Here is a 24,635-nt window from a genome sequence, read left to right as displayed (position 1 = left end):
CCGGCCGCCATAACTCAATGCTTTCGCAGAACCTCGGCGCGGTGCCGGTCCAACGCATCGAGCAAAGCCCTGCCGATCAAAGGCTTTGCGAGAACGTGATCGAAGCCCGCCTCGGCGGCCCGCCAGGCCAGCAGCGTGTCGTGAAAGCCTGAGATCATGATGGCGCGTCCCGACCATCCGATCTCGCGAAGGTGACGCAGCATCGCGAATCCGTCGATGTCGGGCATGCGATAGTCGAGGATGACGCAGTCTGCCTCCTTCGCGCGGGGGTCGGCCAACAGCGCGTGGCCGGTCGTATATCCCCACACGGCATAGCCGCGCGATCTCAGCAGCAGCTGGAGGCCACGCCGCACGCCGGGATCGTCGTCGGAGACGAGGATGGTGTATCTGCCATCATGCTGAGTGGAACGGACCGATGGCATTGCGAGAAGCGGACACCCGTGTGACGATTGCACCATCGATCGCATATCGCGCCTCGTCCCGTCGCTACGTAGAGGTCGCAGTCACTTCGGCTTGCGGCCCATGCCCGCGGCAAAGGCGATCCGCAGGGCTTCGGACAAATTGCGGACCTCGAGCTTGGCCATCAGGCTCGCGCGATGGACCTCGACCGTTCGCGATGAACAGCCCAGGTCATAGGCGATCGTCTTATTGGGCAGGCCGTTCGCCAGCCCTTCCAGCACTTCACGCTCCCGGGGCGTCAGTGCAGCGACCCGCACGCCGGCTTCAGAGGTTTCCAGAGTGCGAAAGTCGACATCGTCGAGACGCGCGAACGCGCGGCTGACGGCGCCGAGCAGGGCCGCTTTCTCGAAGGGCTTCTCGAGAAAGTCGACCGCGCCGCCTTTCATGGCCTGCACCGCAACCGACACGTCGCCATGGCCGGTCAGGACGATGACCGGCATGTTGACCCCGCGTGCTGCCATGGCGGCCTGAACCTCGAGACCGTCCATCTCGGGCATGCGCACGTCAAGGATGACGCAGCCGACGGCCGCCGACTTCGCCTCCTTGAGAAACTCCACGCCCGAGGCATAGGTCACGACGTCGTAGCCCGCGGTCTTGAGCGCAAAGCTCGCCGCCTTGCGGATGCTCTCCTCGTCGTCGACCAGATGGATGACGCGTCTATCCCCCATGTTCCTCCTCCGCCCGCGCATGGATCAAGGTAAAATGAAAGCGGGTGCCGCCGCGGTCGGGGCGCTCCATCCAGATACGGCCGCCATGCGCTTCGATGATGGTCCGGCAGATCGAGAGGCCGAGGCCCATGCCGTCGGCCTTTGTCGAGTTGAACGCCGTGAAGAGCTGCTCGCGGATTCCGTCCGCGATGCCGGGACCGGTATCCTCCACGGTCACCTCGATCAGCCCGTCAGGGCGCAACCTGGTCGCCACCTTGAGGTCGCGAACCGGACACTCCGCCATCGCCTCGATGGCATTGCGCATCAGGTTGACCAGCACCTGCTGGATCTGCACCCTGTCGACGAGGACCAGCGTCGCGGCGGGATCGACCGCAAAGAAGCTGCGGATGCCGCGCTCGCGTGCACCGACCAGCGCGAGCTGGCTCGCCTCGGCGATGACCTGCGGCAGCTCGTGGAGGCTCTTGTCGACCTCGCCGCGGGCGACGAAATCGCGCAGGCGCCGGACGATATGGCCGGCCCGCAGCGTTTCCTGTGCCGCATCATCCATCACCGACCGTAGCGACACGAAGGGTTCGTCGTCCCGCTCGTCGAGCATGTCGCGGATCGTCTCGAGATAGAGCGCGACCGCGGCAAGCGGCTGGTTGAGCTCATGCGCGAGCGTCGAGGCCATCGTGCCCATCGCGCTCAGCCGAGAGACATGGACCAGCTCTGCCTGCAGTTCCTTGAGCCTGAGCTCATCCTGCTCCTTGGCGGTGAGATCCCGGATAAAGCCGGTGAACAACCGCTGCCCGTCTTCACCGGCCTCGCCGACCGACAGCTGCATCGGGAAGGTTGAGCCGTCGCGGCGCTGGCCGACCACGACGCGACCGAGGCCGATGATCCGGCGCTCGCCGGTCTGCAGATAATGCGCGAGATATTCGTCGTGACGGTCGCGATCGGGCTGGGGCATAAGGCAGGAGACGTTGCGGCCGACGAGCTCGGCTTCGCTGTAGCCGAACAGGCGTTGTGCCGCTGCGCTGAACGACGTGATGGCGCCGGTCTCGTCGATGATGATCATCGCATCCGGCACCGTCGCCAGAATCGATTGCAGATGCTGCTCGCGGGTCTCGATCGATGCGCGGACCGCCGCCTCGTCGGTGACATCGCGGCTGATGCAGGCGAAGCCGCGATGTGTGTCGCCTTCGAACAGTGCGGTGATCGTCAGGCGCGCCAGATATTCCGCGCCGTTCTCGCAGACCCGCCACGCTTCGCGCTCCAGCGTGCCCTCGTGAAGGGCGGCCGCCAGGTCTGCGCCTGGACGCCCCGCCGCAATCTCGTCGGGCGGGTAGAACAGGTCGTGGGGCTGTCCCAGGACGCGATCGAGCGGCCAGCATTCGGCACGCTCGCCTTCTTCATTATAGCTCAGCACCATCCCGGAAGGATCGAGCAGCGTCAGGACGTGGCCGCCAGCCTGTCGCAGGAACAGCGGCGCAAGCCGCGCCACCTCCCTGGCAATCTCGTCGGGCCCGCGCCTCGTGTAGACCATCGGCCGGCTCACACGCCCGGCCGGGCGCACGTATCCGGGCGTAGCCGGACCGTGCCACTCAGCGCCGCGCGAGTATGGCCTTCATCTCGTCGATTTCCTGCCGCTGCGAGCGCTTGATCGATTCGCAAAGCCGGATGACTTCGGGATCGCTCAGCTTTGCTTCCTGGCACATCAGGATCGCGCCGGAGTGGTGTGGGATCATCGAGCGCAGAAAGGCCGTGTCGCCGATCGTGGTCTGCGTGCGGATGAACGCGAAGCTGCCCAAGAAGGCGACCAGCGACGCGGCGATCAGCGCGATGTTGGCGGCCTTCGACGGGAACATGTGCCGCATGGCGAGGATCATGAGCACCACCATCGGTGAGACCATCATCAGCGTCATGTAGAGCATGTTGAGGTTGTTGTAGAAGCTGTCGAGCCCGTCGATCATGACGAACATCACCAGATACATGATGACGCCGCTGATGACGGTCTGGAAGGCCAGGCTCCAATAGGCGCCCATCTTCCGTGTGCTCATGTGGGACGAATGATCCATGGCGTATCTCCTTCGTTCGGCGCAGGCCGACCTGGGTCTCAGTGTAACGCCCCGCTCTCCTGTTCGCCCCCGCCATCAGCCGTCCCGATGCTAGAACCAGAAGCGGATGCCGGCGACGAAGCTGGTGGCATGGACGTCCTCGCCGGCAAGCCTCGACAGCCGCGCCGTGTCGCCGGCTTTGCGCAGATAAGAGACGCCGATATAGGGTGCGAACTGGCGGCTGAACTCATAGCGCAGGCGCGCGCCGAGCTCTATGTTGACCAGCCCCGAACCGATGTCGTTCTCCGGAATATCCTGCGCGGCGAAATTGACCTCGGCGCGCGGCTGCAAGATCAGGCGCTGGGTAATGCGCTGGTCGTAATAGCCCTCGACCCGGCCCAGAACATCGCCCTTGGTCGAGAGGAACAGCGCGCCTTCGACTTCGAACATGCCGGGAGCCAGGCCCTCGACGCCGACCGTCGCGTAAGTGCGGTCGGGCCCGCGGCCGAAGTCCTGGCGGATACCGCCCTGAAGATTGAAATAGGGGTCGATGGCCCGGCTATAGAGCACCTGCACCTCCGCGCTGTCGATGCCGCGGCCGAACTCGCCTTCGCCCTCGCTCTTGAGCCAGAGCCGGTTGATATCGCCGCCGTAAAAGCCTTCGCCATCCCAGCGATAGCCATCGCGACCGCTATGCGCTTGATACTCGAACAGGTTGAGCAGCACCTGCCCGAAATTGTTGCCGCCGCTGTCCTTCATCATGATGTCGCGTGAGCGCGCCATCTCGGCGCCGGGAAAATCACGATCGGCGAAGTGGTCGCTGGGGGGAGGCGGCGGGGGCGCATTGCCGGCCGGAAGCGCCGTGCCGGTCATTTGCATGCCGGGCATGGCGGTCTGGCCATGCTGCGAATGGTCCATCCCGGGCATGTCCGGCATCGCGCCGTCCTGATGCTGGGAGTGGTCCATGCCCGGCATGTCCGGCATCGCGGGAGACGCGGGTTGCGGCTGACCGGCCGCATCTCCCTGCGGCGCAGGACTGGCCTGGTGCTGCGAATGGTCCATCGCCGAGGTGGCGTCTGGCGCTGGTGTCTGAGCGCGCGGCCTGGCGGCGGCCTTGTCCTTCTTCTTCTCCTGCGCCGGCGGCACCTCGCCCGGCGGCGCCATGCCGGGCATGCCGTGCATTGAATGATCCTGGGCAAAGGCGGGCGCGGCAGCGAAAAGGGCGATCGCGCTCACCAGCGGCGTGAGGATGCGGGTCATTACGCGTCTCCCTTCGGACGGACGCTCACGACCCGCATCATCCCGGCATGCATGTGGTAGAGGAGATGACAGTGGAAGGCCCAGTCGCCGACCGCGTCGGCGGTGAAGTCCCAGGTCACCTTGCCGCCGGGCTGGACGATTACCGTATGCTTGCGTGGCGCATGATCGCCATGCCCCGTCACCAGCTCGAAAAAATGCCCGTGAATATGGATCGGATGCCCCATCATCGTGTCGTTGATGAGATTGACGCGCACCCGCTCGCCTTCGATGAAGGGGATCGGCTCGTGATGGTCCGACATTTTTTCGCCGTCGAACGACCACATGAACCGCTCCATGTTGCCGGTGAGGTGAATGTCGATGCTGCGGCTCGGCGCGCGCACGTCCGGATTGCGATCGAGCGCCATCAGGTCCCTGTAGACAAGCACCTTGTGGCCGACGTCGGCGAGGCCCTGGCCGGGCTCGCCGGTGCGGTCGACGGGCATCGGCGAGATGGTCTGGACGCTCGGGTCGCGCTTCACCTGCGGCGCGTTCGAGAAGTCTCGCATCTTCATCGACCCCATCGCGTGCCCGCCATGGTCCATGCCCGCCATCTGGCCATCGGCGCCCATCGCGCCGTGGTCCATCCCGCTCATCGCGGAATGATCCATCCCCGAATGATCCATGCCTGCCATGGCGCTATTGTCCATGGTCGCCATCGCTGCCGCCGCGCCGGTCGCGAGGCGCGCGGACGCGTTCTTCTCGGCCGTCGGATCGACGCCCCGCATAGCGCCGCCCGACATGTCCATGCCTTCCATGCCCGGCATCGAGGACATGTCCATGCCCATGTCCTTCATGTCGGCGAGCGGCCGTTTGCGTAAGGGGGGAACCTCGCCGGCCATGCCGGCGCGCGGCGCGAGCGTGGCACGCGCCATGCCCGAGCGGTCGATCGCCTCGCCGACAAGGGTGTAGGCCTTGTCATCGCCTGGGCTGACAACGACGTCGTAGGTCTCGGCAACACCAACCTGGAACTCGTCGACGGTGACCGGCACCACATTCTGCCCGTCGGCCTGGACGATGGTCAGCGGCAGGCCGGGGATGCGGACGTTGAAGGTGGTCATCGCCGACGCATTGATGACCCGCAGCCGCACCCGTTCGCCCGGGGTGAAGAGCGCGGTCCAGTTGTCCATCGGACCATGGCCGTTGACGAGATAGGTGTAGGTGGATCCGGTCACATCGGAGATGTCGGCCGGGTCCATCCGCATCTGGCCCCAGTCGAGCCGGTCCTTGAGCGGCTGATCCTTGCCCGACAGGAGCCCGGCCAGGGTCTGGCGCTGGAAATTGAAATGGCCGGGGTTGACCTTGAGGCGCCGGAAGATCGCCTGCGGCGAGAGCGCGCTGTGATCGGCGAGCACGATGACATGCTCGCGGTCATAGGCGACCGGATCGGCACCGGCGGGATCGATGATGATCGGGCCGTAATGGCCTTCCTGTTCCTGCAGGCCTGAATGGCTGTGGTACCAGTAGGTGCCGCTTTGCACGACGGAGAACTGGTAGAGGTAGTTCGAGCCCGGCTTGATGCCCGGAAAAGACACGCCCGGCACACCGTCCATATTGGCCGGCAGGATCAGCCCGTGCCAGTGGATCGAGCTGTCCTCCTCCAGCTGATTGATGACGTTGAGCCGCACGCGCTGGCCCTCGCGCAGCCGGATCAGCGGGGCGGGGACCGTGCCGTTGAGGCCGATTGCCCGGAACTTGCGCCCGTCGATGGTCATCGACTGCCGGGCGATGGTGAGCGTAATGTCTTCGCCCGACACGGTCGGCAGCGTCGGTCGCATCCCCGGCGAGATCGTCTGCGCCCAGGCCGGCAGCCAGGCTGACAATGCTGCGCCGCCGCCGGCGAGGGCCGCGCCGCGGAGGAACTGGCGGCGGTCGAGAGCAGAAATCATTCGGTTGTCTCAGCTTTAAGAAAGAGGGCGTACCTATTGGGAATACGCAGCATGGCCTCATCCCCCTCAAACTTTCTTTAATATTTCCGAAAGGCGTGCCCTAGCTCGATAGAGGCGCGTTTCGACCGCCTTCTGGCTGATCCCGAGAATTTCGGCGGTTTCAGCTTCCGATTTCTCGTCGATCGTACGCAAAATAAGCGTGTCCTTGAGGGAAGACGGCAGGGCAGCAATCGCTTTCATTGCTTGCGCGAGCTGCTGTTCGGCCCCGATCGCCTGATCGGGCAGCGGTGCGTCGTCGGCGACGCCGTCCGCCTCGCCGAGCGGTAGGGCTAGGGCAAAGAAATTTCGAACCGCTCGCCGACGCCGCCAGTCATGGCATTTGTTGATGACAATCCGGGACATCCAGACCTGGAAGGGTCGGGTTACGTCATAGCGGTTGAGTGCGGCAAAGGCCGCGACGAAGCTCGCCTGGGTGACATCCAATGCCTCATCCATAGATCCGACATGGCTGCGCACGAGCCGGTGAACCCAACCTTGATGCCGGCGGACCAGCTCGCCATAGGCCGCTTGCCGGCCTCCAAGCGCCAGAGCCGCGAGCTCCCCGTCCGAGCAGTCGGGGAGGCACGCGGTCATTCGGATTTGGCCGTCAGCGCTTTCACCACGGCGTCGTCGAATTTGTCCGTCTGATCCGGGCGCAGCACGGCCCGCATCGCGAAGATATGCTCAAGTGTTTCTTTCTGCAGCGCGCCCATGGCCTGGTGCGAGCGATCCACCGCAGTTGCGACTTGCGGGCCATAGCCATGCTCCGCTTCGATCGCTTCCGCGAGACGCGCATTGTCGGCGCGCAATTCGGCCTCCAGCGCTTGACGCCGGATCGCGTAGTTCTTCTCGATTGTCTCGAGTCGGCTGTGTTGCGCTGAATTCAGCTTCAGATCGCGATGGAGCAGCTCGTGCAGCTCATTTTCGACCGGGCGCACTGGAACCACATAGACGCGGCCAATGACAACGCCAGCGATCGCCGCGGCGAAGGTCACCAGGACGAGGAGCAGGAGCCGGCGGCGGTCGCGCATCACTGCGAGCTCAGCAGCGTCGAGGGCGCAAGCGCGAGCCGAGCATCGAAGGGCGATAGCGGTTTGGCATCAGCAGACCGTGTCGAAACTGCCGAGCCGGCAATTCCGATGAACAGCGCGGTTGCGGCCGCGATGCCGAACGTCATAGCGCCAAGGCTTGGTATGGCCCGGATGCGCGCTATTTCCGCCATGACCCGGCTTTCCAGGCCGCCGAGCCTGGGATCGAGAGGCGCATCGCGCAACCGCGAGAGCAGGTGGTCAAGTTCATCCATGGTGCTTCTCCGTCTTCATCCATCAATACGCACGATGGTCCAGGAACCCTTGCTGTAGATTGAAAAGAATAATTGCGAGGGGTGGGGGCTCGGGCTGCGTATTGTCTCATGGGATCTACAGGAGAATGTTCCAATGCGTTTCTTTTCGCCTCTCGCAGTTATCGCCGCCGTCGGCCTGAGTGTTTCTGCTCCGGCCTACGCGCATCCCAAGCTTGTGTCCTCGACGCCCGCCGCGAACGCCAGCGTCTCGGCGCCGTCGCGTATAACGCTCACCTTCAGTGAAGGTCTGATGCCGAAGCTGTCGGGCGCCGAGATCGTGATGACCGGCATGCCCGGCATGCCCAACCACCGCATGGCGGTAACCGGCTTCAAGACGTCCGTCGAAGGCGACAAGACGCTCGTGCTGACGCTCGCCAAGCCGCTCATGGCGGGCAGCTATCAGGTCGCCTGGCACGTCGTCTCGACCGACACGCACCGCATCCAGGGCAATCTCGCCTTTACCGTCAAGTGACGCCATGAACGACGTGGCACTCGTCGCCGTCCGCTGGGCGCTCTACGTCGATCTCGGCCTGTTGTTCGGCCTGCCGCTGTTCGCGCTCTATGCGCCCGGCGGCGGCCGGATGGTACAGCGGCATCTGCCGATGGTAGCAATGGTGGCCGGTCTCGCCTGTCTCGCCCTCCTGCTGTCGGCGCTGGGGTTCGCGTTGCAGGCAGCGGCCATGACCGGGCTGCCGCTCACCCAGCCTGATCTTTCCATGGTCGCAGAGCTGTTCAACGGCACGTCCATGGGAACGGCGCTGAAGGCGCGCCTCGTCGCGCTCCTCGTTCTTCTGCTCTCCATCCCCTTCTATCGCCGGCAATCCCGTCCTGCCTTCATCGCCTCCACTCTGGCAGGCGCGGTCGCACTCGCGACCCTCGCCTGGAGCGGGCATGGCGCGGCCGGCGAAGGCGAGGCGGGCTGGCTGCAACTGGGGGCCGATCTCATCCATCTGCTCGCCGCGGGCGCCTGGGTCGGCGCGCTTGCCGCATTCCTTGCGCTGGTTCTTACCAGGCTCGCAACCGATGATCTCGCCACTGAAGACATGGACCGGGTCATGCTCGCCGAGGAAGCGCTGCGGGGCTTCTCCTTCGTCGGCACGATCATCGTCGCCCTGCTGATCCTGACCGGGACGGTGAACGGCTGGTTCCTGGTCGGCCCGGGCAACATCGCGTCTCTCGGGCAGTCGACCTACGGCCTGCTGCTCATCGCCAAGCTGCTGCTCTTCGCCGGCATGCTGGGCCTGGCCGCGCTCAACCGTTATCGCCTGACCCCGGCACTTGCGCAGGCGATCGAGGAAGAGGACGCGCCACGGGCGCAGGCGCTGCTGCGCGCGAGCCTCGTCGTCGAAGGCGGTCTTGCGATCGTCATTCTCGGGCTGGTCGCCTGGCTGGGGACACTGTCGCCACCCATGTCGATGTAGTTTATCGTTTCGAACGCCTCGCGTTGGGAGAAGCCAATGCAATCGTACACCCCGCCGCGCGGGACTGGATCGACGAAAGACTATGATCGCGCGATCCGCCTGTGGGCGCGGGAGAAGCGGTGGCGTGCCGCCATGCTTGCCATGCTGCGCCCGGATTGGCGCCTGGTAATCGCCGATTATGGCCGCCAGCACGGGTCTCATGCGGCTCGCCTTCCGCCTGACCGTGCAGCGGCTCGATGGCATCGACGATACCCAGCCCAATGCCGACGGCGTGCTCCCCGGCCTGATGGCGGCCAAGCGAACGGGCCCGCCGATTTGGCCACTTAGGCGATTACGTATTGACCCTGACACGGTGTCAGACCCTAGATCGTCAGGCGTCGAAAGGAGCGAGGCGATGAACGAGACACATGGAGCGGCGCATGGCGGCGGTTGCTGCGGCGGCCACGGCACCGCTAAAGCGGCGACCGGCGTCAAGGACCCGGTCTGCGGCATGACCGTCGACCCGGCGACCACGGCGCATCACGCCGAGCATAGCGGTGAAAGCTATCATTTCTGCAGCGCGGGCTGCCGGACCAAATTCATCGCCGATCCCGAGCGCTATCTCGGCCCGCCGACGCCGCCGGTCGCGGCGCCCGAAGGCACGATCTGGACCTGCCCGATGCATCCCGAGATCCGCCAGGACCATCCCGGGTCCTGTCCGATCTGCGGCATGGCGCTCGAACCCGCGACCGTGACCGCCGACAGCGGCCCCAGCCACGAGCTAGTCGATTTCACGCGGCGCTTCTGGGTCGGCCTCGTGCTGGCTCTCCCGGTGCTGATCCTCGAGATGGGCGCGCATGTCTTTCCCGCGATCCATCGCCTCGTGCCGATGTCTATCTCGGTATGGATCCAGTTCGTGCTGGCGACACCCGTCGTGCTGTGGGCGGGCTGGCCGTTCTTCGAGCGTGGCTGGGCCTCGCTCAAGACCCGCAACTTCAACATGTTCACCCTGATCGCGATGGGGACCGGGGTCGCCTGGATCTACAGCGTCATCGCGACGCTCGCGCCTCAGCTGTTCCCGCCGGCCTTCCGCGGCGAGGACGGCATGGTTGCCGTCTATTTCGAGGCGGCCGCGGTGATCACCGTCCTCGTGCTGCTCGGCCAGATGCTCGAACTGCGCGCGCGGGAACGCACCTCGGGCGCGATCAAGGCGCTGCTCAACCTTGCACCAAAGACCGCGCGCCGGATCGGTTCTGATGGGAACGAAGAGGAAATCAGCCTTGATCTGGTTGCGGTGGGCGACCGCCTGCGGGTGCGGCCGGGCGAGAAGGTGCCGGTCGACGGCGTAGTCGAGGACGGCCGCTCCTCGCTCGACGAGTCGATGGTCACCGGCGAATCCATGCCCGTCACCAAGGCAAAGGCCGACACAGTGATCGGCGGCACGCTCAACCAGACCGGTGCGCTGGTGATCGTCGCCGACAAGGTCGGCCGCGATACCATGCTCGCACGCATCGTCCAGATGGTCGCTGAGGCGCAGCGCTCGCGCGCGCCGATCCAGCGCATGGCCGATCAGGTGTCGGGCTGGTTTGTGCCCGTGGTCATCGCGGTCGCGGCCGTCGCGTTCATCGCCTGGGGCATCTGGGGTCCCGAGCCGCGCTTCGCCTATGGGCTGGTGGCGGCGGTCGCCGTGCTGATCATCGCCTGTCCCTGCGCACTGGGGCTGGCAACGCCGATGTCGATCATGGTCGGGGTCGGCCGCGGCGCCGGGCTCGGTGTCCTCATCAAAAATGCCGAAGCACTCGAGCATATGGAGAAGGTCGACACTCTCGTCGTCGACAAGACAGGCACGCTGACCGAAGGCCGGCCTGCCGTCACCCAGGTCGTGCCGGCGCCCGGCTTCGACGAAGCCGAGCTGCTGCGTCTTGCCGCCTCGGTCGAGCGGGCGTCCGAGCATCCGCTCGCGTTGGCAATCGTCGAGGCCGCGAAGGATCGCGGCATCGTCACGAGCGACGTCATCGACTTCGACTCGCCGACCGGGCGCGGCGCGCTCGGCACGGTCGAAGGGCGGCGCATCGTCCTCGGCAATGCGCAGTTCCTTGCCGACGAAGGGGTTGCGACCGATGCGCTCGCCAGCCAGGCCGACGCGCTGCGCCGGGATGGCGCCACCGCGATCTTCATCGGGGTCGACGGCACAGTCGGCGGCGCCTTCGCGATCGCCGATCCGGTGAAGGCCACGACACCAGAAGCGCTCGCCGCGCTCAAGGCGGAGGGCATTCGCGTGGTCATGCTGACCGGCGACAACCGCACGACCGCGGAAGCGGTCGCCCGACGCCTGGGCATCGACGAGGTCGAAGCCGAGGTGCTGCCCGATCAGAAGAGCGCCGTGGTCGCCAGGTTCAAGCGCGAGGGGCGGGTCGTCGCCATGGCCGGCGACGGTGTCAACGACGCCCCCGCGTTGGCCGCCGCCGACGTCGGCATCGCCATGGGTTCCGGCACCGACGTCGCGATCGAGAGCGCTGGCGTCACGCTGCTCAAGGGCGACCTGACTGGCATCGTCCGGGCGCGGCGGCTCAGCCAAGCGACCATGTCGAACATCCGCCAGAATCTCGTCTTCGCCTTCATCTACAATGTCGCGGGCGTGCCCGTAGCGGCGGGTGCGCTCTATCCGCTGTTCGGTATTCTGCTCTCGCCCATTATCGCGGCGGCGGCGATGGCGCTCTCTTCGGTGAGCGTGGTCACCAACGCGCTGCGCCTCAACCGGAAAGCACTGTGAACATCGGCGAGACGTCACGGCAGAGCGGCGTCTCTGAGCGGATGATCCGCCATTATGAAAAGATCGGCCTCATCCCGGCGCCGGCGCGTCGGGGTGCTGGCTATCGTGACTATGGCGAGCGCGACCTCCATCGCCTCCGGTTTATCGCCAATGCCCGCGATCTCGGCTTCCCGATCGAGGAGATCCGCACGTTGCTCAGCCTTTGGGCCAATACCGGCCGTGCCAGCGCGGAGGTGAAGCGGCTTGCCCTTGCCCGCGCCGATGAGTTTCAGCGCAAAGCCGAGGCGTTGACGGCGCTGCGCGACACGCTAATCGACCTGGCTGAGCGCTGCCAAGGCGACGAGCGGCCGGATTGTCCGATCATCGCCGAACTGGCCGCGGCCCGATCCGCATAGCATCCGGCATCGCACGGCCGAGAATTTTAGGGGTGCCCGTTTTCGGTCGATTCGTGCAGGTCGACGGCGAAAGCGATCCGCAACAGGTCGGGCAGGCTTTGCGCGTTGAGTTTGATCATCAGACTGGCCCGATGCAGCTCGACCGTGCGCGACGTGACGCCGAGTTCATCTGCGATAAGGCTATTTGGATAGCCTCGCGAAATTCCTCTCAGAACGGCCCGTTCGCGCTGCGTCAGTCTCGCGGCTTTCGAAAGAGCGTCGGCCTGTTCGGAGGCACGACGGGCTATACTCTCAAGCCAGCTGAAGCCGCGGTCGATCGCGCCGAGCAATGCGGCCTTCTCGACCGGTTTGGCGAGAAAGTCGGCAGCGCCCGCCTTCATCGCCTGTACGGCGAGCGTAGGATCGCCATTGCCCGTCAGCACCACGACGGGCATGTCGATACCGCGTCGCGTCAGCTCCGCCTGAACCTGCAGGCCGTCCATGTCGGGCATGTGCATGTCGAGAACCACGCAGCCTTTCTCGGCGTCCTCTGCGCTCAACAGAAACTCCGGCCCCGAAGCGTAGGCTTCTACGGCAAACCCTGCGGTCCGCAACGTGAAACTTAGTGCTTTTCGTATTGTCTCTTCGTCATCGACGATATGCACGACGCGCTTGTTCCCCATAGCCCCCGAGATCGATCAATACGCAGTGCCGCGAGGGCAGCGCTTCAAGGGATACTTCTCTGCACGTTGGACTATGGTCCCAGGTCAAGAGTAAAAATTTGGCGAGGCAAAACGGCGAAGGACAGCGAAACTGTGAGGGTTCGGCTACTCCGCTCACACCAATGCCGCGGTCGCTGCGGCTCATTGCCGGGTCTCTGCTCCGGACGATGCATGCGAGTTGCCCGCGCCGCCCTCGGCGCGATCGAGCCATCGCTACGCTTCCATCACATCGTCGACCGGCAGCGGGTTACTGGCGCCCGGCGGGCGAGGGGGGCGGGTTGGCCCTTGACGGCTGCGCGATCGGACGCCCAGGATAGCAGGGTGGCGCGCTTTACTTCGGGCTCAAGCTTCAGGTGCCCAGCAACGTCGAGGGGATCGATGAACGAGCGTGTGTGCGACACGACATATCCTCCTTCCCTGCCGCGATTTTCTCCGAAAGGGAGATCTCAGGAGATTGGTTCGGACTCGTTTAGGGTCAATGGATGAGGACGCGCACAGCGTTTGCCGGGCGTTCATTTCCGTCTTAGAACTGACGCGCAGCACGCCATTCAATCCGGTGGCGAACGGCCTCCGCGATCGCTGGCATGACGTCTATATCATTCGACGCATGTGCAACCGCGTTCGTGCTGACGATCCTTTCGACAAGCCCACCCAGAACCTGCTCTGCATCGCCGGCAAAAAGCGGATGCACGACCACGCAATCCGGTCGCGCGAACCCCATGCCGACCAGTTGGCGCGCCGCCTCGGTGAGGGTCCGACCGGATGAGGCGATATCGTCGACCAGCACCGGCTGGCGATCGAGAAACGCTGGGGCATTCGGAATCGAGATGGTGACGTGACGGTCGCCGGATCGGATTTTCTCGCACACGAGAAACGGAGCATCGGCATCGGCCGCCACCTGCGAGACCCACTGTTCGCTTTCCAGGTCCGGACCGATGATCAGCGGGCGAGCGACATTGCGCTTGATCCACGAGGCCAAAAACGGCGCGGCATGAACAACCTGGGTTGGGATGCGGTAGATTTCCGACAATTCATGGTAGCGATGGAGATGCGGATCGACCGTCACCAGCCAGTCGAGATGGCGAGACAGGATCGCAGCAAAGGTTCGCGACGTCACCGCCTCGCCGGCATGGAAGCGTATGTCCTGGCGCATGTAAGCGAGGTAAGGGGCGACGAGCCCGATCCTGCGAGCGCCAAGATCGCGCGCGGTGTCGGCTGCGAACAGCAGCGGCAACAGCTTGGCGTCCGGATGATCGAGACTGGACAGCAGGATGACCTCGCGGTCGCTGACGTCGTTTCCGACCCTGAGATAGGTTTCCCCGTCAGGAAACTGACGATGCTCGATCGTGCCGACCTCTGCATCGAGCGCGGCGGATAGCGGCTGTGCCAGGGCCTCGCTGCCAGACAGCGCGAACAGCACGGGACGGTTCATAGCGCTTCAATCCCGAAGATCGGCCCGTCGCTCACCGCATAGGCCGCCGCATAGTCGAGCTCGCCCGGGCTCTCGGCATGAATGCTACACAAGGGAGCCCCGGCATCCACCATCTGGTTCAGCCGACACTGCAGCGCGACGCCGGCGGCCTTGGCCATCGGCGCGCCGGCAAGCTTCGCGACCGTCGCGAGCTTGCGATTGTCGATACTCACCAGGCGGCCGCTATAGGGAGCGATCATATCCTGTTGGAACCGGGCGACCGGTGGAGCCCGCATGCCGCCCTGCGCTTCGCAGATACGTTGGAACTTGGCCCAGGCCCGGCCGCTTTCGAGGCACGCCCGCGCACGCGCATAACCTTCGCGGGCCGGGGCTGCGTCCGCGAGCTCAAGCAGTCCTCCCGCCAGCTCGCAGGCCCGGTGGGCGAGATCCTCGGCGCCCGGCTGCCCCTGGAGCACGGCAAGGATATCCTGCGCCTCGAGCGCCGGACCGATGCCCCGTCCGATCGGCTCGGCGCCGGGGCCGCGCATCACGCGCGTGCGAAGCCCGAAGGCTTGGGCGACAGAGCTCAGCGCCCGCTCGAGCGTGTCGGCGGCATCGGCGCCGCGTACCTTGGCGGTCGGCCCGACCGGGATGTCGATGACCAGATGGGTCGCACCGGCCGCGATTTTCTTGGACAGCACCGAGGCGACCATCTGCCCGACGGCATCGATATCGAGCACCCGTTCCACGCCGATGATCACATCGTCGGCAGGGCTGAGGTTGACGGCGCCGCCCCAGGCGATGCAGCCGCCTTCGCGCTCGACCACCTTGCGGATTGCGGAAACGTCGAGGTCGACAGGTGCCAGCACCTCCATCGTGTCCGCCGTGCCGGCCGGTGAGGTGATCGCCCGCGACGATGTCTTGGGCATGATCAGGCCCTCCGCGGCCATGATCGAGACGATGATCGGCGTGGTGCGATTGCCCGGCAAGCCACCGACGCTATGCTTGTCGACGATGACCGTTCCGGGCCACTGCAATCGCTCGCCGACATCGACCATCGCCCTGGTCAGGCTGATCGTTTCGTCCGTATCGAGCGGGACCGCTGAGCAGGCCGTGACGAACGCCGAGAGATGGACATCGCTATAGCGTCGCTCGGCGATGTCGGTGATGATCGCTGAAAAAGCCCCGTCACTGAGACGATTGCCATAGATGCGCCGACGCACTTCGGCGAGCGAGGCGAGAGGCTGGGCGTGCGCGATCTCGACCGGATCGCCATCGCTGACGCCGAGCCGCTGCCATGCGGATTCGGAGAGGCCGATCTCGCCGGGCGCTGGAGTCTCCGCGGAGCTGTGCAGCAGCGAGACGACGATTTCCCGCCCGCCGGCGCGCAGCGCGACCTGCGCGCGGGACGCAAGACCTTCCGAGCGGCAGACGGGACAGTCGTGGCGCATGACCGCGATCAGATCGCTTCCGGCAGCCGACAGGCCGATGCGGCGTGCCCGCAGCGTCGTCGCGACAGGCTCTGCTTCGGCGTCCTCGATGATCCCGGGCTTCACGCGAGCATGCCCCAGCTACCCAGCGCCGGTACGCTGCATGCCCAACCCAGTTCCTCCGAGACACGCTTCGCCAGGACCTGGGCGCCGGTCGGCTCGCCATGGGTGACATAGACGTGGCGCGGGGCCTCGTGCAGCGACCCGAGCCAGCGCATGAGTTCGTCGCTGTCGGCATGCGCCGAGAGCATCGTCAGGTTGGCGACCTCGGCTTCGACCGGGATATACTCGCCGTGGATCTTGATCGTCCGGGCGCCGCCGATCATGGCGGCGCCGCGGGTGCCCGCCGCCTGGAAGCCCGAGAAGAGGATGAGGTTCTTCCCATCCGGCGCGAAGCGCTTGAGATGGTGGAGCACGCGGCCGCCCGTTGCCATTCCACTGGCCGAGATGATGACCTTGGGGGTGGGGTTGGCGGTGAGTTCCTTGGATTCCTCCACTTCGCGCACATAGTGCGCGACGCTGCACGCCGCTTCGCACTCGGCGCGAGCCAGGCGATGCTCGTCCATGAAATCGCACATCAGCCCGCTCGCGTTGATCGCCATCGGGCTGTCGAGGAAGATCGGGATGTCGCGGAGGCGTCCCTGCGCGCGCAGACGCGAGAAATGATAGAGAAGCGACTGAACCCGTCCCACGGCGAAGGCCGGGATCACCACCGTCCCGCCTCTCTCGACGCATCGCTCGACATGATCTCCAAGCGTCTTTGTCGGATCGACCTGCTCGTGGCGCCGATCGCCATAGGTCGATTCCACCAGGACATAGTCGGCGCGCGCGGGCGGCTCGGGATCCTTCATCACCGCATCGCCGTAACGGCCGATATCGCCTGAGAAGAGGATTGTCCGCCCCTTCCAGTCGATCTCGATCGACGCCGCGCCGAGGATGTGGCCGGCGCGATGGTAGCGCACCCTGATGCCGTCCGTGACTGCATGCCACGCTCCGAACTCGATCGGGCGGAAGAGCTGCAATGCCAGACGCGCGTCGGCCTGGGTGTAGAGGGGCAGCGCCGGCTGGTGCCTGGAGAAGCCGTGCTGGTTGGCGAACTCCGCATCCTTTTCCTGCAGATGGCCGCTGTCGGGAAGAAGGAGCTCGCACAGGGCCGCGGTCGCCCGCGTGGCAAGGACGGTCCCGTCCCAGCCCAGGCGCGCCATGCGCGGTAGTGCGCCCGAGTGATCGAGATGGGCGTGGGTCAGCAGCACCTGGCCGACATCCGCGACTTCGGGTGGGATCGATGCCCAATTAAGGCGGCGCAGATCCCTGGGTCCCTGAAACAGGCCGGAATCGACCACGATCTGAGTTTCACCATCGTCCACCAGATAACGCGACCCTGTGACCGTTCCCGATGCGCCGAGAAAGGCAACGCCGAGACCATCGGCCGGGCGCTTGGCCAGATCGATCCTTGCTTCACGCTCGAAGATGGTCACGCGGGAATGGTGCCGTTTCTTTCTCTTTTGCATGGACGCGGGCCTGCCTCTCACGATTATGTTCGTGAGCGCAGCATTGGTTCGCGGACGCCGCACGCCTATAGGCCCCTGTGCATTATGCGGACACAGATTCACGGTAGCGGTTTGATGAGCAGCGGCATGAGGCCATTGGCGTCGAGATCGAGGTGATCGGACCAGACATAATCGCCGGTGAGATTGATGCGATCCCAACCCAATGGTGAGAGCCGAGACAGCATAGCCGGATCGATCTGGCTTCCGCGGCGGCGCATTTCTTCGACGGCGTGCCCAAGATAGCGACAGTTGAACAGGATGATCGCTGCGGTGACGAGGTTGAGGGCAGCCGCGCGGGTTTGCTGGTTCTCCAAGCCACGGTCGCGAAAGCGACCGAGCCGATGGAAGGCGACCGCTCGCGCCAGGCTGTTGCGCGCCTCGCCCTTGTTCAACTCGGCGGTGACCGTGCGGCGTAGCGCCGGATCGTCGAACCAGCGCAACGTGAACAGCGTGCGCTCGATCCGTCCTACCTCGCGGAGCGCCGCGGCGAGGCTGTTCTGCTGGCGGTAGGCGGATAGCTTTTTGAGGATCAGCGAGGGCGTAACGGTGCGATCACGCATCGCGCCGATGACGCGTTCGATATCCGGCCAGTGGCTGACGATCAGATCCCGGTTGAGCCTGTGACCGAACAGTGGCGCAAGCCTGCCATAGCGCTTCGAAGGTTCGAATGCGTAGAGGCGCCGGTCGGACAGGCGAGGAATGCGCGGCTCGAAATCGAGCCCGAGGAGATGCATCGTTGCGAACACGATGTCGGAAACGCCGCCTCCATCGACGTGCAGCGCGGTCAGATCGGCGTTGCTGTCATGGCCGAGGAGCCCATCGAGCGCATGGATGGCTTCTCCTGCCGTGCCGGCGATCACCGTCTGGTGCAGCGGCGCGTAGCGGTCGGTGATGGTGGTGTAGATCTTGACCACTGGGTCGCGACCATAATGGGCGTTGACCGCTCCGCCGGCTTCGCCCGGCCCGCCCAGGTAGAAGGCCTGGCCATCCGCGGAAGCCCGGTGTCCTTGCCCAAACCAGGCGGCGATCGGCTCGGCGTGGATGGCGTCGGTCAGACAGGCGAGCGCCGCCCGAAAGGTTTCCTCGCGCATGTGCCATGTCTGCATGCGCAGCAGCGCGCGGCGTGACCCTGCGCCGCATACCTCGGCCATGCGCGACAGCCCAAGATTGGTCGCTTCGGCAATCAGAGTGGCGAGGAAGGCCTGCTCATCGCCAGGCGGCAACCCGGTCGAGACGTGCCCGAAGTGCTGGGTGAAGCCGGTCCATCGTTCGACCTGCGACAGCACGTCGGTGATACGCGTGGCAGGCAGCATACCGTAGCAGGCAAGCGTCAGATGCCGTCCTTCGTCGTGCCCGGCATCATCGTCCTTCAGTTCCTTGGGGAAGCGCAATCGCTCGCCAGCGAACAGGGCAGCATCACGTCCGGCCAGATTCTGGGCGACGTCGCACAAGGCTTTGTCGAGTTGCGCGGCGCGCTGATCGAGCCATGCGTGTGGATCACCGAGCGAGAACACCGGTTGCAGCGCTGCGCCACTTGATGGCGCGAGCAGCACCTCCAGCGACCTGTGCAGCCGTGACCTCGGCACCCAGATATCACCCGATGCCAGTGCATTGGCGAGCGCCCCGTAGGTGGCCATCTCCCAATGCGTCCGGTCGATCTTGCCGGCGACCACGACATGGCGGTGCCAGCGCCGCTCGACATGACCGAGCGGAACGTCGGCAGGGAGCGGCTTGCGCCAGTCGCCATCAAGATCCGACAGGACCGTCATCGCATTGCGCAACGCCGCGGTGCCGGCCCGGCCGTGGAAATCGAGCGTTTGCAGGAATAGAGGTCCTATTCGTTTGAAGGTCCGGTATTCGGCTGCGATCTCGCTCAACACATCGTCCCTGTGAGGTGCCGCGGTACGACGGATGATCGCGGCATCGGCATCGAGCATGTCGAGAGGCACGATATCCCTGAGGGCCGCGCCGATATCTTCACCGGTGCGTGCTACCCGGCTAACTGTTTCCAGCACGGTGGCGATGCGCATCAGTCGGTCACGGCCTTCGCGTCCCGAAATCGCGATTCCCTGTTCCAGGCGTTTGCGGGCACGAAGGTGAGCGCGTCCCATCAAGGCGCCGAACATGGCGATCGCCGCGTCGGTAAGCGTGGCTTCCATCTCGCGCAGCGTAGCAAGCAGGATGACCCGCCTGCGGGAGGCGCGCATCTGTTGGAAGGCCTGGGCGGTATAGCGCACGCCTTCGCGGGCGAACTGCGTCATGCGTGGCTCGTGCAGGGGATCGACCGGAACACAGGAAATTCCGGTCCTGCGGATCAGAGCGACCTTCTCAAGGATTTCGGCGAGCGAGGCTGACGCGACGCGGGGCTGTGGTTCGCGCAGCCACGACAAGCGGCTCTGTCGATCATGCACCTTCTCATCGACCAGCGTATCGAGGCGCTGACGCATATCCGCATCGAGTTTATCATGGATTGCAGCGACCAGATCGGTTTCCACCCGCAGCATCGCCTCGGCCGCCATCCGCTCGACTACGCTGATGCCGGGGATAACGATGCGCCGCGTGCGCAGCTCGTCGAGCAGTCGATCGAGCAGAATACGCCCGTCCACGATGGGCATGGCTTCGATTTCCAGCCAGGTCATCATGATACCGCGCGCTGGCCGGCTCAGATCGGTGAAGCCGAAGCGCGCCTTGATGGCGGCAAGCTGATCGTAGCGGGTCGGCGCTCGCCGCGCGAAGTCGGCGATGGCGCCTGCATCCACCCCGACCTGCTCGGCGATATGGTCGAGCATGATCGCAGGCAACAGCTCGCCTGCGCGCAGATGCCGCCCCGGAAAGCGGAGGCAACAGAGTTGCAGGGCGTAGCTCAACCGGGTTGCCGGAGTGCGCGCGGTGCCGATTGCAGCAAGGTCCTCGGCATCGAGGCCATAGTGTCGCACCACCGCCGCCTCGCTGTCGGGCAAAGCAAGCAATGCGGCGCGCTGCCGCTGGGTCATCGGAATACGTGCGGGCATGTTTCATCCTTCAAAAACCTCTTGCCTTTTGCCCGCTTAATGAAAGAGGATTGTGAAAGGCCCAAGGCTGCGGAAATTGGTGCATCCTGTTTCCACCTCCGGATACGGCCGTTTGTGAAAGAAGCTGGATGACGCGCGAATCCTATCTGATCGGCTATGCCCGCGTGTCGAAGGGCGACGACCAGTCGAACGCCACGCAGCGGCGCGCGCTCGACGCGCTCGGCTGCAAACGTGTATTCGAGGAGACCGCTAGCGGCGGGCGATGGGACCGACCCAAGCTCCTGGAGATGATCGGGCAGTTGCGCGAGGGAGATGTCGTCGTCGTCTGGAAGCTCGACCGGCTGTCGCGCAGCCTGAAGGACATGCTGCACATCATGGAGCGGATCGAGCTCGCGGGAGCGGGCTTTCGTTCGTTGACCGAAGCGATCGACACCACCACCGCGGCAGGGCGGATGATGATGCAAATGGTGGGAAGCTTCGCCGAGTTCGAGCGGGCCATGATCCGCGAACGCACCAGCGCCGGCCTTGCCCAGGCACGTGCCGAAGGGCGGATCGGCGGACGACGGCGCAAGCTCGGCGACAAGCAGCGTCGCGAAATCGCCGAATCCGTCACCTCCGGTCGCAAGTCCGGTGCCGAGATGGCACGGTTGTACGGCGTCAGCGAACCCACGGTCTCGCGCATCGTCGCCGCGCACCGCCAGCAATTCAGTCAGCAGCAGAGGGAACAGGCATGAAGCGTGGTCACGATCTGTCCGGCGTCATGAAGTTCGCCACCTCGCCGGCCTGGGGCGAGCATCTGGGCGAGGCGCTCGGCGATCATCTCGGTCTGGCGATGGAGGAGTTCGACTTCGAAGCGGACGAGCTGGCAGACATCGTCGGCGATCATTGGGCCGGCGTGTTGTGGGGATGCGCGTTCGAGGATCTGCTCACGCGCACCATCGAACCCGGGGACCGGAACATTGTTGATGACTATATTCGGCGCCGGGGTTGGAACGAGAGCGGCTCGACCAAAATCTACCTGCGTGCCCTTCGATCGTCGGTGATGAGCCTCTACGAAGTCAGCGAGGTCGAGCCCGGGAGCGGCTTCCTTGTGCGCGACCTGATCCAGGGCGACGAGCCACTTCGAGTATCCGAGCGCAGCGCCTCGCAGACGCTGAAGCAATGGGACAGGATCGGTGCCCGCGTCGTGCAGGTCGGAGGCAAGCACCTCCTGTCGGGCGGCGTGCTGTCGTTCACGATGGAGGCGGCCGAGGCGCTCGTCGCCGATCTGCGGCGCTCGAAGGGCAAGCGCAGCCCGCGCACCGCGTTGAACCTAGACGCCGACGATCTTGCTGCGCTTCCAGCCCTCATCAGCACGGCATGGCTGTTCGATGTCGTTCCCAAGACCATGGGACCGGCGTCGATCCCTACGCTGCACAACAGTGATGGCGAGGAAGTGGTGTTCCACCGCGTGCGCTTTCCCTTCGCACGCGGCGTGACCCAGGCGCTGGTCGGTGAGCGGCTCGATACTATCCCTGCGCTTCAGCGGGAAACCACGCACTTCTGGAACTGGCTGGGCGAGGAACCGAACGGAATAGCGAAGAGCACCGGGCGTATGGCGTGGGGTGTGACGATGGCGGACGGCACCCCGGTGCTCGGCAATGTCGAATTGAAAGGCCGCGCCCTGATTCTCGCCGTCACCTCGGCCGAGCGGGCGAAACGCGGCACCGCGCTCATGACCGATGCGCTAGCCGGGTTGGTCGGCTCGCCGCTGACCACGATCGAGACGGTCGAACAGGCCATGGCGGCGCGGGCCGAGGGACTGACAATGTCCGAACCGGCACCCGCCATTGCGCCAGAGGTGGCAACCCCGCTCATCCATGCCATGCTCGACCGTCAGTACCGCGCGACGCTCGATGAACCCATCGGCATACTCGGCGACATCACCCCGCGCGCAGCCGTTCAAACGGCCGCAGGCCGGCACCGAGTAGCCGGGTGGCTCAAGCATCTCGAAAACCGCAGCAGCAGCCAACTCGACGCGAACGACCCGATGGCCACCTACGACTTCACCTGGATGTGGCGCGAACTTGGCATCGAGAACCTGCGCAAATAGTTGGCTACCCCTGACGTCGATGCCTACCGTGAATCTGTGTCCCTACAATGCACAGGGGCCCTATACGCAAAATCCGCAGCACGACTGCTGCTCCCCGACAGCTGCGTCGCCCGAACGCCGATGGCCGATCCCATCGATCGCCTTACCCATGCCTGCGCGATGCCCGGGGGACTTCGGTCTCTACTTATACCTTGCTCCTTGGACTCGAGCCTATGCTGCCCGGACGTTGACCAGAAGAGGACGGCATATGGGCGAACATGACCATCGCATGCGCAAGCGCGGCAAGATCGTTCTGATCGGCTTCCTGCTCGTCGCTAGCTTCTTCCTCCTCACCGAGCATACCGCGCACTTCCTGGGTGTGCTGCCCTATCTCATCCTGCTCGCCTGCCCGCTCATGCACCTGTTCATGCACCGCGGCCATGGTGGGCATCAGCATGGCCATGAGCCCGGTCAGGCACCCGCCGGCTTACCGGCCAATCCCAACGGCCGCATCGAAGGAGAGTCGCGATGACGCACGCCGACTATGGCTATGGTCTGTGGGGGCTCGCGCTGGTTAACGCCGCCGTTTTCATCCTCTTTGCGTTCAGCTTCTTCAAGCCGGCAACTAAACGAGACTGGCGCAGTTTGGGGGCGTTCAGCGCTTTCATCATAGCGCTCTTCGCGGAAATGTATGGCTTCCCGCTCACGATCTTCGTGCTTTCGGGGTGGCTCCAGTCGTATTTCCCCGCTGTCGACTGGTGGAGCCACGATGCTGGACATCTCCTGGAGATGATGTTCGGCTGGCGAGTTAATCCCCATTACGGTCCATTCCACATCGCCAGCTTTGTGCTGATCGGCGTGGGTTACTGGCTGATCTCGGTTGCATGGACGGCCCTTCACTTGAGTCAGCGCAAACACCAATTGGCCCTTACTGGGATTTATGCCCGGATCCGGCACCCGCAATATGTCGGCTTCATTCTCGTCATGCTCGGCTTTTTGCTACAATGGCCGACCCTTTTGACCCTTGCTATGTTTCCGGTGCTCGTCGTGATGTATATTCGGCTGGCTCGGCATGAGGAAAAGGAGGCGCTAGCCAACTTCGGCGAGGTTTACCGCGATTATATGGCTCGCGTGCCCGGCTTCATTCCGAATCTGACAATCCATTCGCGTCGAAGAAGGCCATGGCGATCCTTGACGGGAATGGCTGATGTAATTGCCGGCAAGGTCAATGCTGACGTTCTGACTGGCCTTATTATTCGGACATCGTTACCCGACCTCACAGCACACTACTGCAGCAATCCCGGTTCGACTGCGCAATCATCTTGGGAGGGCAAGTTCGCCTTGCACGGGCAGATTCGGTGTGGAGCTGATGCCCGGCACTAGACGCAGAGCATCGCCGATCAAGGTATAGACGGCGTGGCGCTGGCCGCCACGGTTCCGATGGTCGACGCGATAGCCCTGATAATGTCGGCGGAGCAGGCCTGCATTCACCAGTTCGGAAACGGCGCGACTGAGATTACTCTTGCCGGCTGTGCGAATGCGTGCCCGCATTTCCTCCGCGATCACGCCGCGCCTTTTCTCCGGATCGCCGGGGAGCAGTCCGTTTCTAGCGAGGTCGCTCTCGACCCGCTCGGCCAGCGTAATGCTGCGCGGACCACGCTGGGCCATCGGGGTCAATGCGTCGCATAGCCAATCGCGCAGGGAAACGAGCCCATCGTTCCGCCTGACCCAGGGACCGGCGCTTCCATCTGGCCCCGCCACCTGGGCGATCAGGTTGAGCAGCATGAAGGCATAACGGGGCCGGCTCGATACGGTCGCCAGCGTCTCGAGCACGGCCGCGACATCACAGCCAATGGAGGGTTCAAGAGGCTTGCCTGCATGAAACATAACATGATGGAATCAAGCACAAAGCAGGATCAATGTGAATCCCAAATCGGCGGCCACAGACGGGTTGTCAGCTATGACACTTTGCCGGCGGATAAAGTGTCATAGGCGATCCATTCTAATCGTAGATTGTTGCGAATCGTTCTCAACTCATCCTGATAATCATGGCGCTCGCCGCTTAGGTGTGGACGAGCCGTCTCCTCGCGAACGAGCTTCCGTC

Annotated in this window: 23 protein-coding genes and 1 pseudogene; 8 read left to right on the top strand and 16 right to left on the bottom strand. The window is 64.6% G+C overall.

What is annotated here, in order from left to right; genetic code table 11:
* Window positions 1–14: 14 nt before the first annotated feature.
* The 9 genes from K426_RS27100 to K426_RS27060 all read right to left on the bottom strand — a co-directional run bounded on the left by K426_RS27100 (window position 15) and on the right by K426_RS27060 (window position 7,690).
* Window positions 15–422 carry a response regulator gene (locus K426_RS27100; RefSeq protein WP_007683354.1) on the bottom strand — a complete coding sequence of 136 codons (408 nt, stop codon included), beginning with the start codon at window positions 420–422 and terminating at the stop codon, window positions 15–17.
* An 81-nt stretch (window positions 423–503) separates the two neighbouring features.
* Window positions 504–1,127, bottom strand: a complete 624-nt coding sequence (locus tag K426_RS27095; protein ID WP_007683357.1) for a response regulator transcription factor — start codon at window positions 1,125–1,127, stop codon at window positions 504–506.
* Window positions 1,117–2,652, bottom strand: coding sequence for a two-component system sensor histidine kinase NtrB (locus K426_RS27090; RefSeq protein WP_007683359.1), 1,536 nt, complete (start codon window positions 2,650–2,652; stop codon window positions 1,117–1,119). Before K426_RS27090 ends, K426_RS27095 begins: the two co-directional genes overlap by 11 nt.
* A gap of 58 nt (window positions 2,653–2,710) precedes the next feature.
* Complete coding sequence (locus K426_RS27085) at window positions 2,711–3,184, bottom strand: DUF305 domain-containing protein (RefSeq protein WP_007683361.1); 474 nt, start codon at window positions 3,182–3,184, stop codon at window positions 2,711–2,713.
* 90 nt (window positions 3,185–3,274) lie between these two features.
* Entirely contained in the window at window positions 3,275–4,423 is a 1,149-nt protein-coding gene (locus K426_RS27080; protein WP_007683363.1) for a copper resistance protein B, read from the bottom strand.
* The gene (locus tag K426_RS27075) at window positions 4,423–6,348 is read right to left on the bottom strand and encodes a copper resistance system multicopper oxidase (RefSeq protein ID WP_007683365.1); all 1,926 of its coding nucleotides are present in this window, start codon (window positions 6,346–6,348) and stop codon (window positions 4,423–4,425) included. The genes K426_RS27080 and K426_RS27075 overlap by 1 nt, the downstream gene beginning before the upstream one ends.
* Before the next feature lie 66 nt (window positions 6,349–6,414).
* Window positions 6,415–6,981 (bottom strand): RNA polymerase sigma factor, encoded by a 567-nt coding sequence (locus K426_RS27070; RefSeq protein WP_007683367.1) that lies wholly within the window; start codon window positions 6,979–6,981, stop codon window positions 6,415–6,417.
* Complete coding sequence (locus K426_RS27065) at window positions 6,978–7,418, bottom strand: periplasmic heavy metal sensor (RefSeq protein ID WP_007683368.1); 441 nt, start codon at window positions 7,416–7,418, stop codon at window positions 6,978–6,980. The genes K426_RS27070 and K426_RS27065 overlap by 4 nt, the downstream gene beginning before the upstream one ends.
* A complete protein-coding gene (locus K426_RS27060; RefSeq protein WP_007683370.1) occupies window positions 7,418–7,690 on the bottom strand; it encodes a hypothetical protein in 273 nt (90 codons plus the stop codon). Before K426_RS27060 ends, K426_RS27065 begins: the two co-directional genes overlap by 1 nt.
* A 133-nt stretch (window positions 7,691–7,823) precedes the next feature.
* On the opposite strand from K426_RS27060, the gene copC reads away from it, so the two are divergent.
* The 4 genes from copC to cueR all read left to right on the top strand — a co-directional run bounded on the left by copC (window position 7,824) and on the right by cueR (window position 12,297).
* Window positions 7,824–8,201 carry a copper homeostasis periplasmic binding protein CopC gene (copC, locus tag K426_RS27055; RefSeq protein ID WP_007683372.1) on the top strand — a complete coding sequence of 126 codons (378 nt, stop codon included), beginning with the start codon at window positions 7,824–7,826 and terminating at the stop codon, window positions 8,199–8,201.
* A gap of 4 nt (window positions 8,202–8,205) precedes the next feature.
* Window positions 8,206–9,150 (top strand): copper homeostasis membrane protein CopD, encoded by a 945-nt coding sequence (gene copD, locus K426_RS27050; RefSeq protein ID WP_007683373.1) that lies wholly within the window; start codon window positions 8,206–8,208, stop codon window positions 9,148–9,150.
* Between the two features lie 394 nt (window positions 9,151–9,544).
* Window positions 9,545–11,902 (top strand): heavy metal translocating P-type ATPase, encoded by a 2,358-nt coding sequence (locus K426_RS27045; protein WP_007683374.1) that lies wholly within the window; start codon window positions 9,545–9,547, stop codon window positions 11,900–11,902.
* Complete coding sequence (gene cueR / locus K426_RS27040; protein ID WP_004212744.1) at window positions 11,899–12,297, top strand: Cu(I)-responsive transcriptional regulator; 399 nt, start codon at window positions 11,899–11,901, stop codon at window positions 12,295–12,297. The genes K426_RS27045 and cueR overlap by 4 nt, the downstream gene beginning before the upstream one ends.
* 26 nt (window positions 12,298–12,323) lie before the next feature.
* Here cueR and K426_RS27035 read toward each other — a convergent pair whose 3' ends face one another.
* The 6 genes from K426_RS27035 to K426_RS27015 form a co-directional block, all read right to left on the bottom strand.
* Window positions 12,324–12,959 carry a response regulator transcription factor gene (locus K426_RS27035; protein WP_007683376.1) on the bottom strand — a complete coding sequence of 212 codons (636 nt, stop codon included), beginning with the start codon at window positions 12,957–12,959 and terminating at the stop codon, window positions 12,324–12,326.
* A gap of 263 nt (window positions 12,960–13,222) precedes the next feature.
* Window positions 13,223–13,399 carry a hypothetical protein gene (locus tag K426_RS30760; RefSeq protein ID WP_313443268.1) on the bottom strand — a complete coding sequence of 59 codons (177 nt, stop codon included), beginning with the start codon at window positions 13,397–13,399 and terminating at the stop codon, window positions 13,223–13,225.
* Window positions 13,400–13,521: 122 nt separating this feature from the next.
* The gene (locus K426_RS27030) at window positions 13,522–14,430 is read right to left on the bottom strand and encodes a ribose-phosphate pyrophosphokinase (RefSeq protein WP_007683377.1); all 909 of its coding nucleotides are present in this window, start codon (window positions 14,428–14,430) and stop codon (window positions 13,522–13,524) included.
* Complete coding sequence (locus tag K426_RS27025) at window positions 14,427–15,965, bottom strand: thymidine phosphorylase family protein (protein ID WP_007683378.1); 1,539 nt, start codon at window positions 15,963–15,965, stop codon at window positions 14,427–14,429. The genes K426_RS27030 and K426_RS27025 overlap by 4 nt, the downstream gene beginning before the upstream one ends.
* Window positions 15,962–17,410: an MBL fold/beta-CASP domain-containing RNA metallo-hydrolase gene (locus K426_RS27020; RefSeq protein WP_013849921.1), complete on the bottom strand. Its 1,449-nt coding sequence runs from the start codon at window positions 17,408–17,410 to the stop codon at window positions 15,962–15,964. The genes K426_RS27025 and K426_RS27020 overlap by 4 nt, the downstream gene beginning before the upstream one ends.
* 98 nt (window positions 17,411–17,508) lie before the next feature.
* Entirely contained in the window at window positions 17,509–20,460 is a 2,952-nt protein-coding gene (locus K426_RS27015; protein ID WP_021226799.1) for a Tn3 family transposase, read from the bottom strand.
* 128 nt (window positions 20,461–20,588) lie between these two features.
* Between K426_RS27015 and K426_RS27010 the strand changes: the two genes are divergently transcribed.
* From K426_RS27010 to K426_RS26995, 4 genes and pseudogenes are all read left to right on the top strand, one after another.
* Window positions 20,589–21,194 carry a recombinase family protein gene (locus tag K426_RS27010; protein WP_021226800.1) on the top strand — a complete coding sequence of 202 codons (606 nt, stop codon included), beginning with the start codon at window positions 20,589–20,591 and terminating at the stop codon, window positions 21,192–21,194.
* Entirely contained in the window at window positions 21,191–22,552 is a 1,362-nt protein-coding gene (locus K426_RS27005; protein ID WP_021226801.1) for a hypothetical protein, read from the top strand. Before K426_RS27010 ends, K426_RS27005 begins: the two co-directional genes overlap by 4 nt.
* Before the next feature lie 247 nt (window positions 22,553–22,799).
* Complete coding sequence (locus K426_RS27000; protein WP_007683380.1) at window positions 22,800–23,063, top strand: DUF2933 domain-containing protein; 264 nt, start codon at window positions 22,800–22,802, stop codon at window positions 23,061–23,063.
* A pseudogene (locus tag K426_RS26995) lies at window positions 23,060–23,731 on the top strand (methyltransferase family protein); the annotation flags it as partial. The gene K426_RS27000 and the pseudogene K426_RS26995, both read left to right, overlap by 4 nt.
* A gap of 117 nt (window positions 23,732–23,848) precedes the next feature.
* On the opposite strand, the gene K426_RS26990 reads toward K426_RS26995, so the two are convergent.
* Window positions 23,849–24,418 (bottom strand): hypothetical protein, encoded by a 570-nt coding sequence (locus K426_RS26990; protein ID WP_013039076.1) that lies wholly within the window; start codon window positions 24,416–24,418, stop codon window positions 23,849–23,851.
* Between the last annotated feature and the right edge of the window lie 217 nt (window positions 24,419–24,635).

Origin of the sequence: Sphingobium sp. TKS, from assembly GCF_001563265.1 — a bacterium.
In the GTDB taxonomy this organism is placed as follows: Bacteria; Pseudomonadota; Alphaproteobacteria; order Sphingomonadales; family Sphingomonadaceae; genus Sphingobium.
The sequence above is the reverse complement of the archived record's forward strand: the minus strand, read 5'-3'. Positions and strand labels throughout refer to the sequence as shown.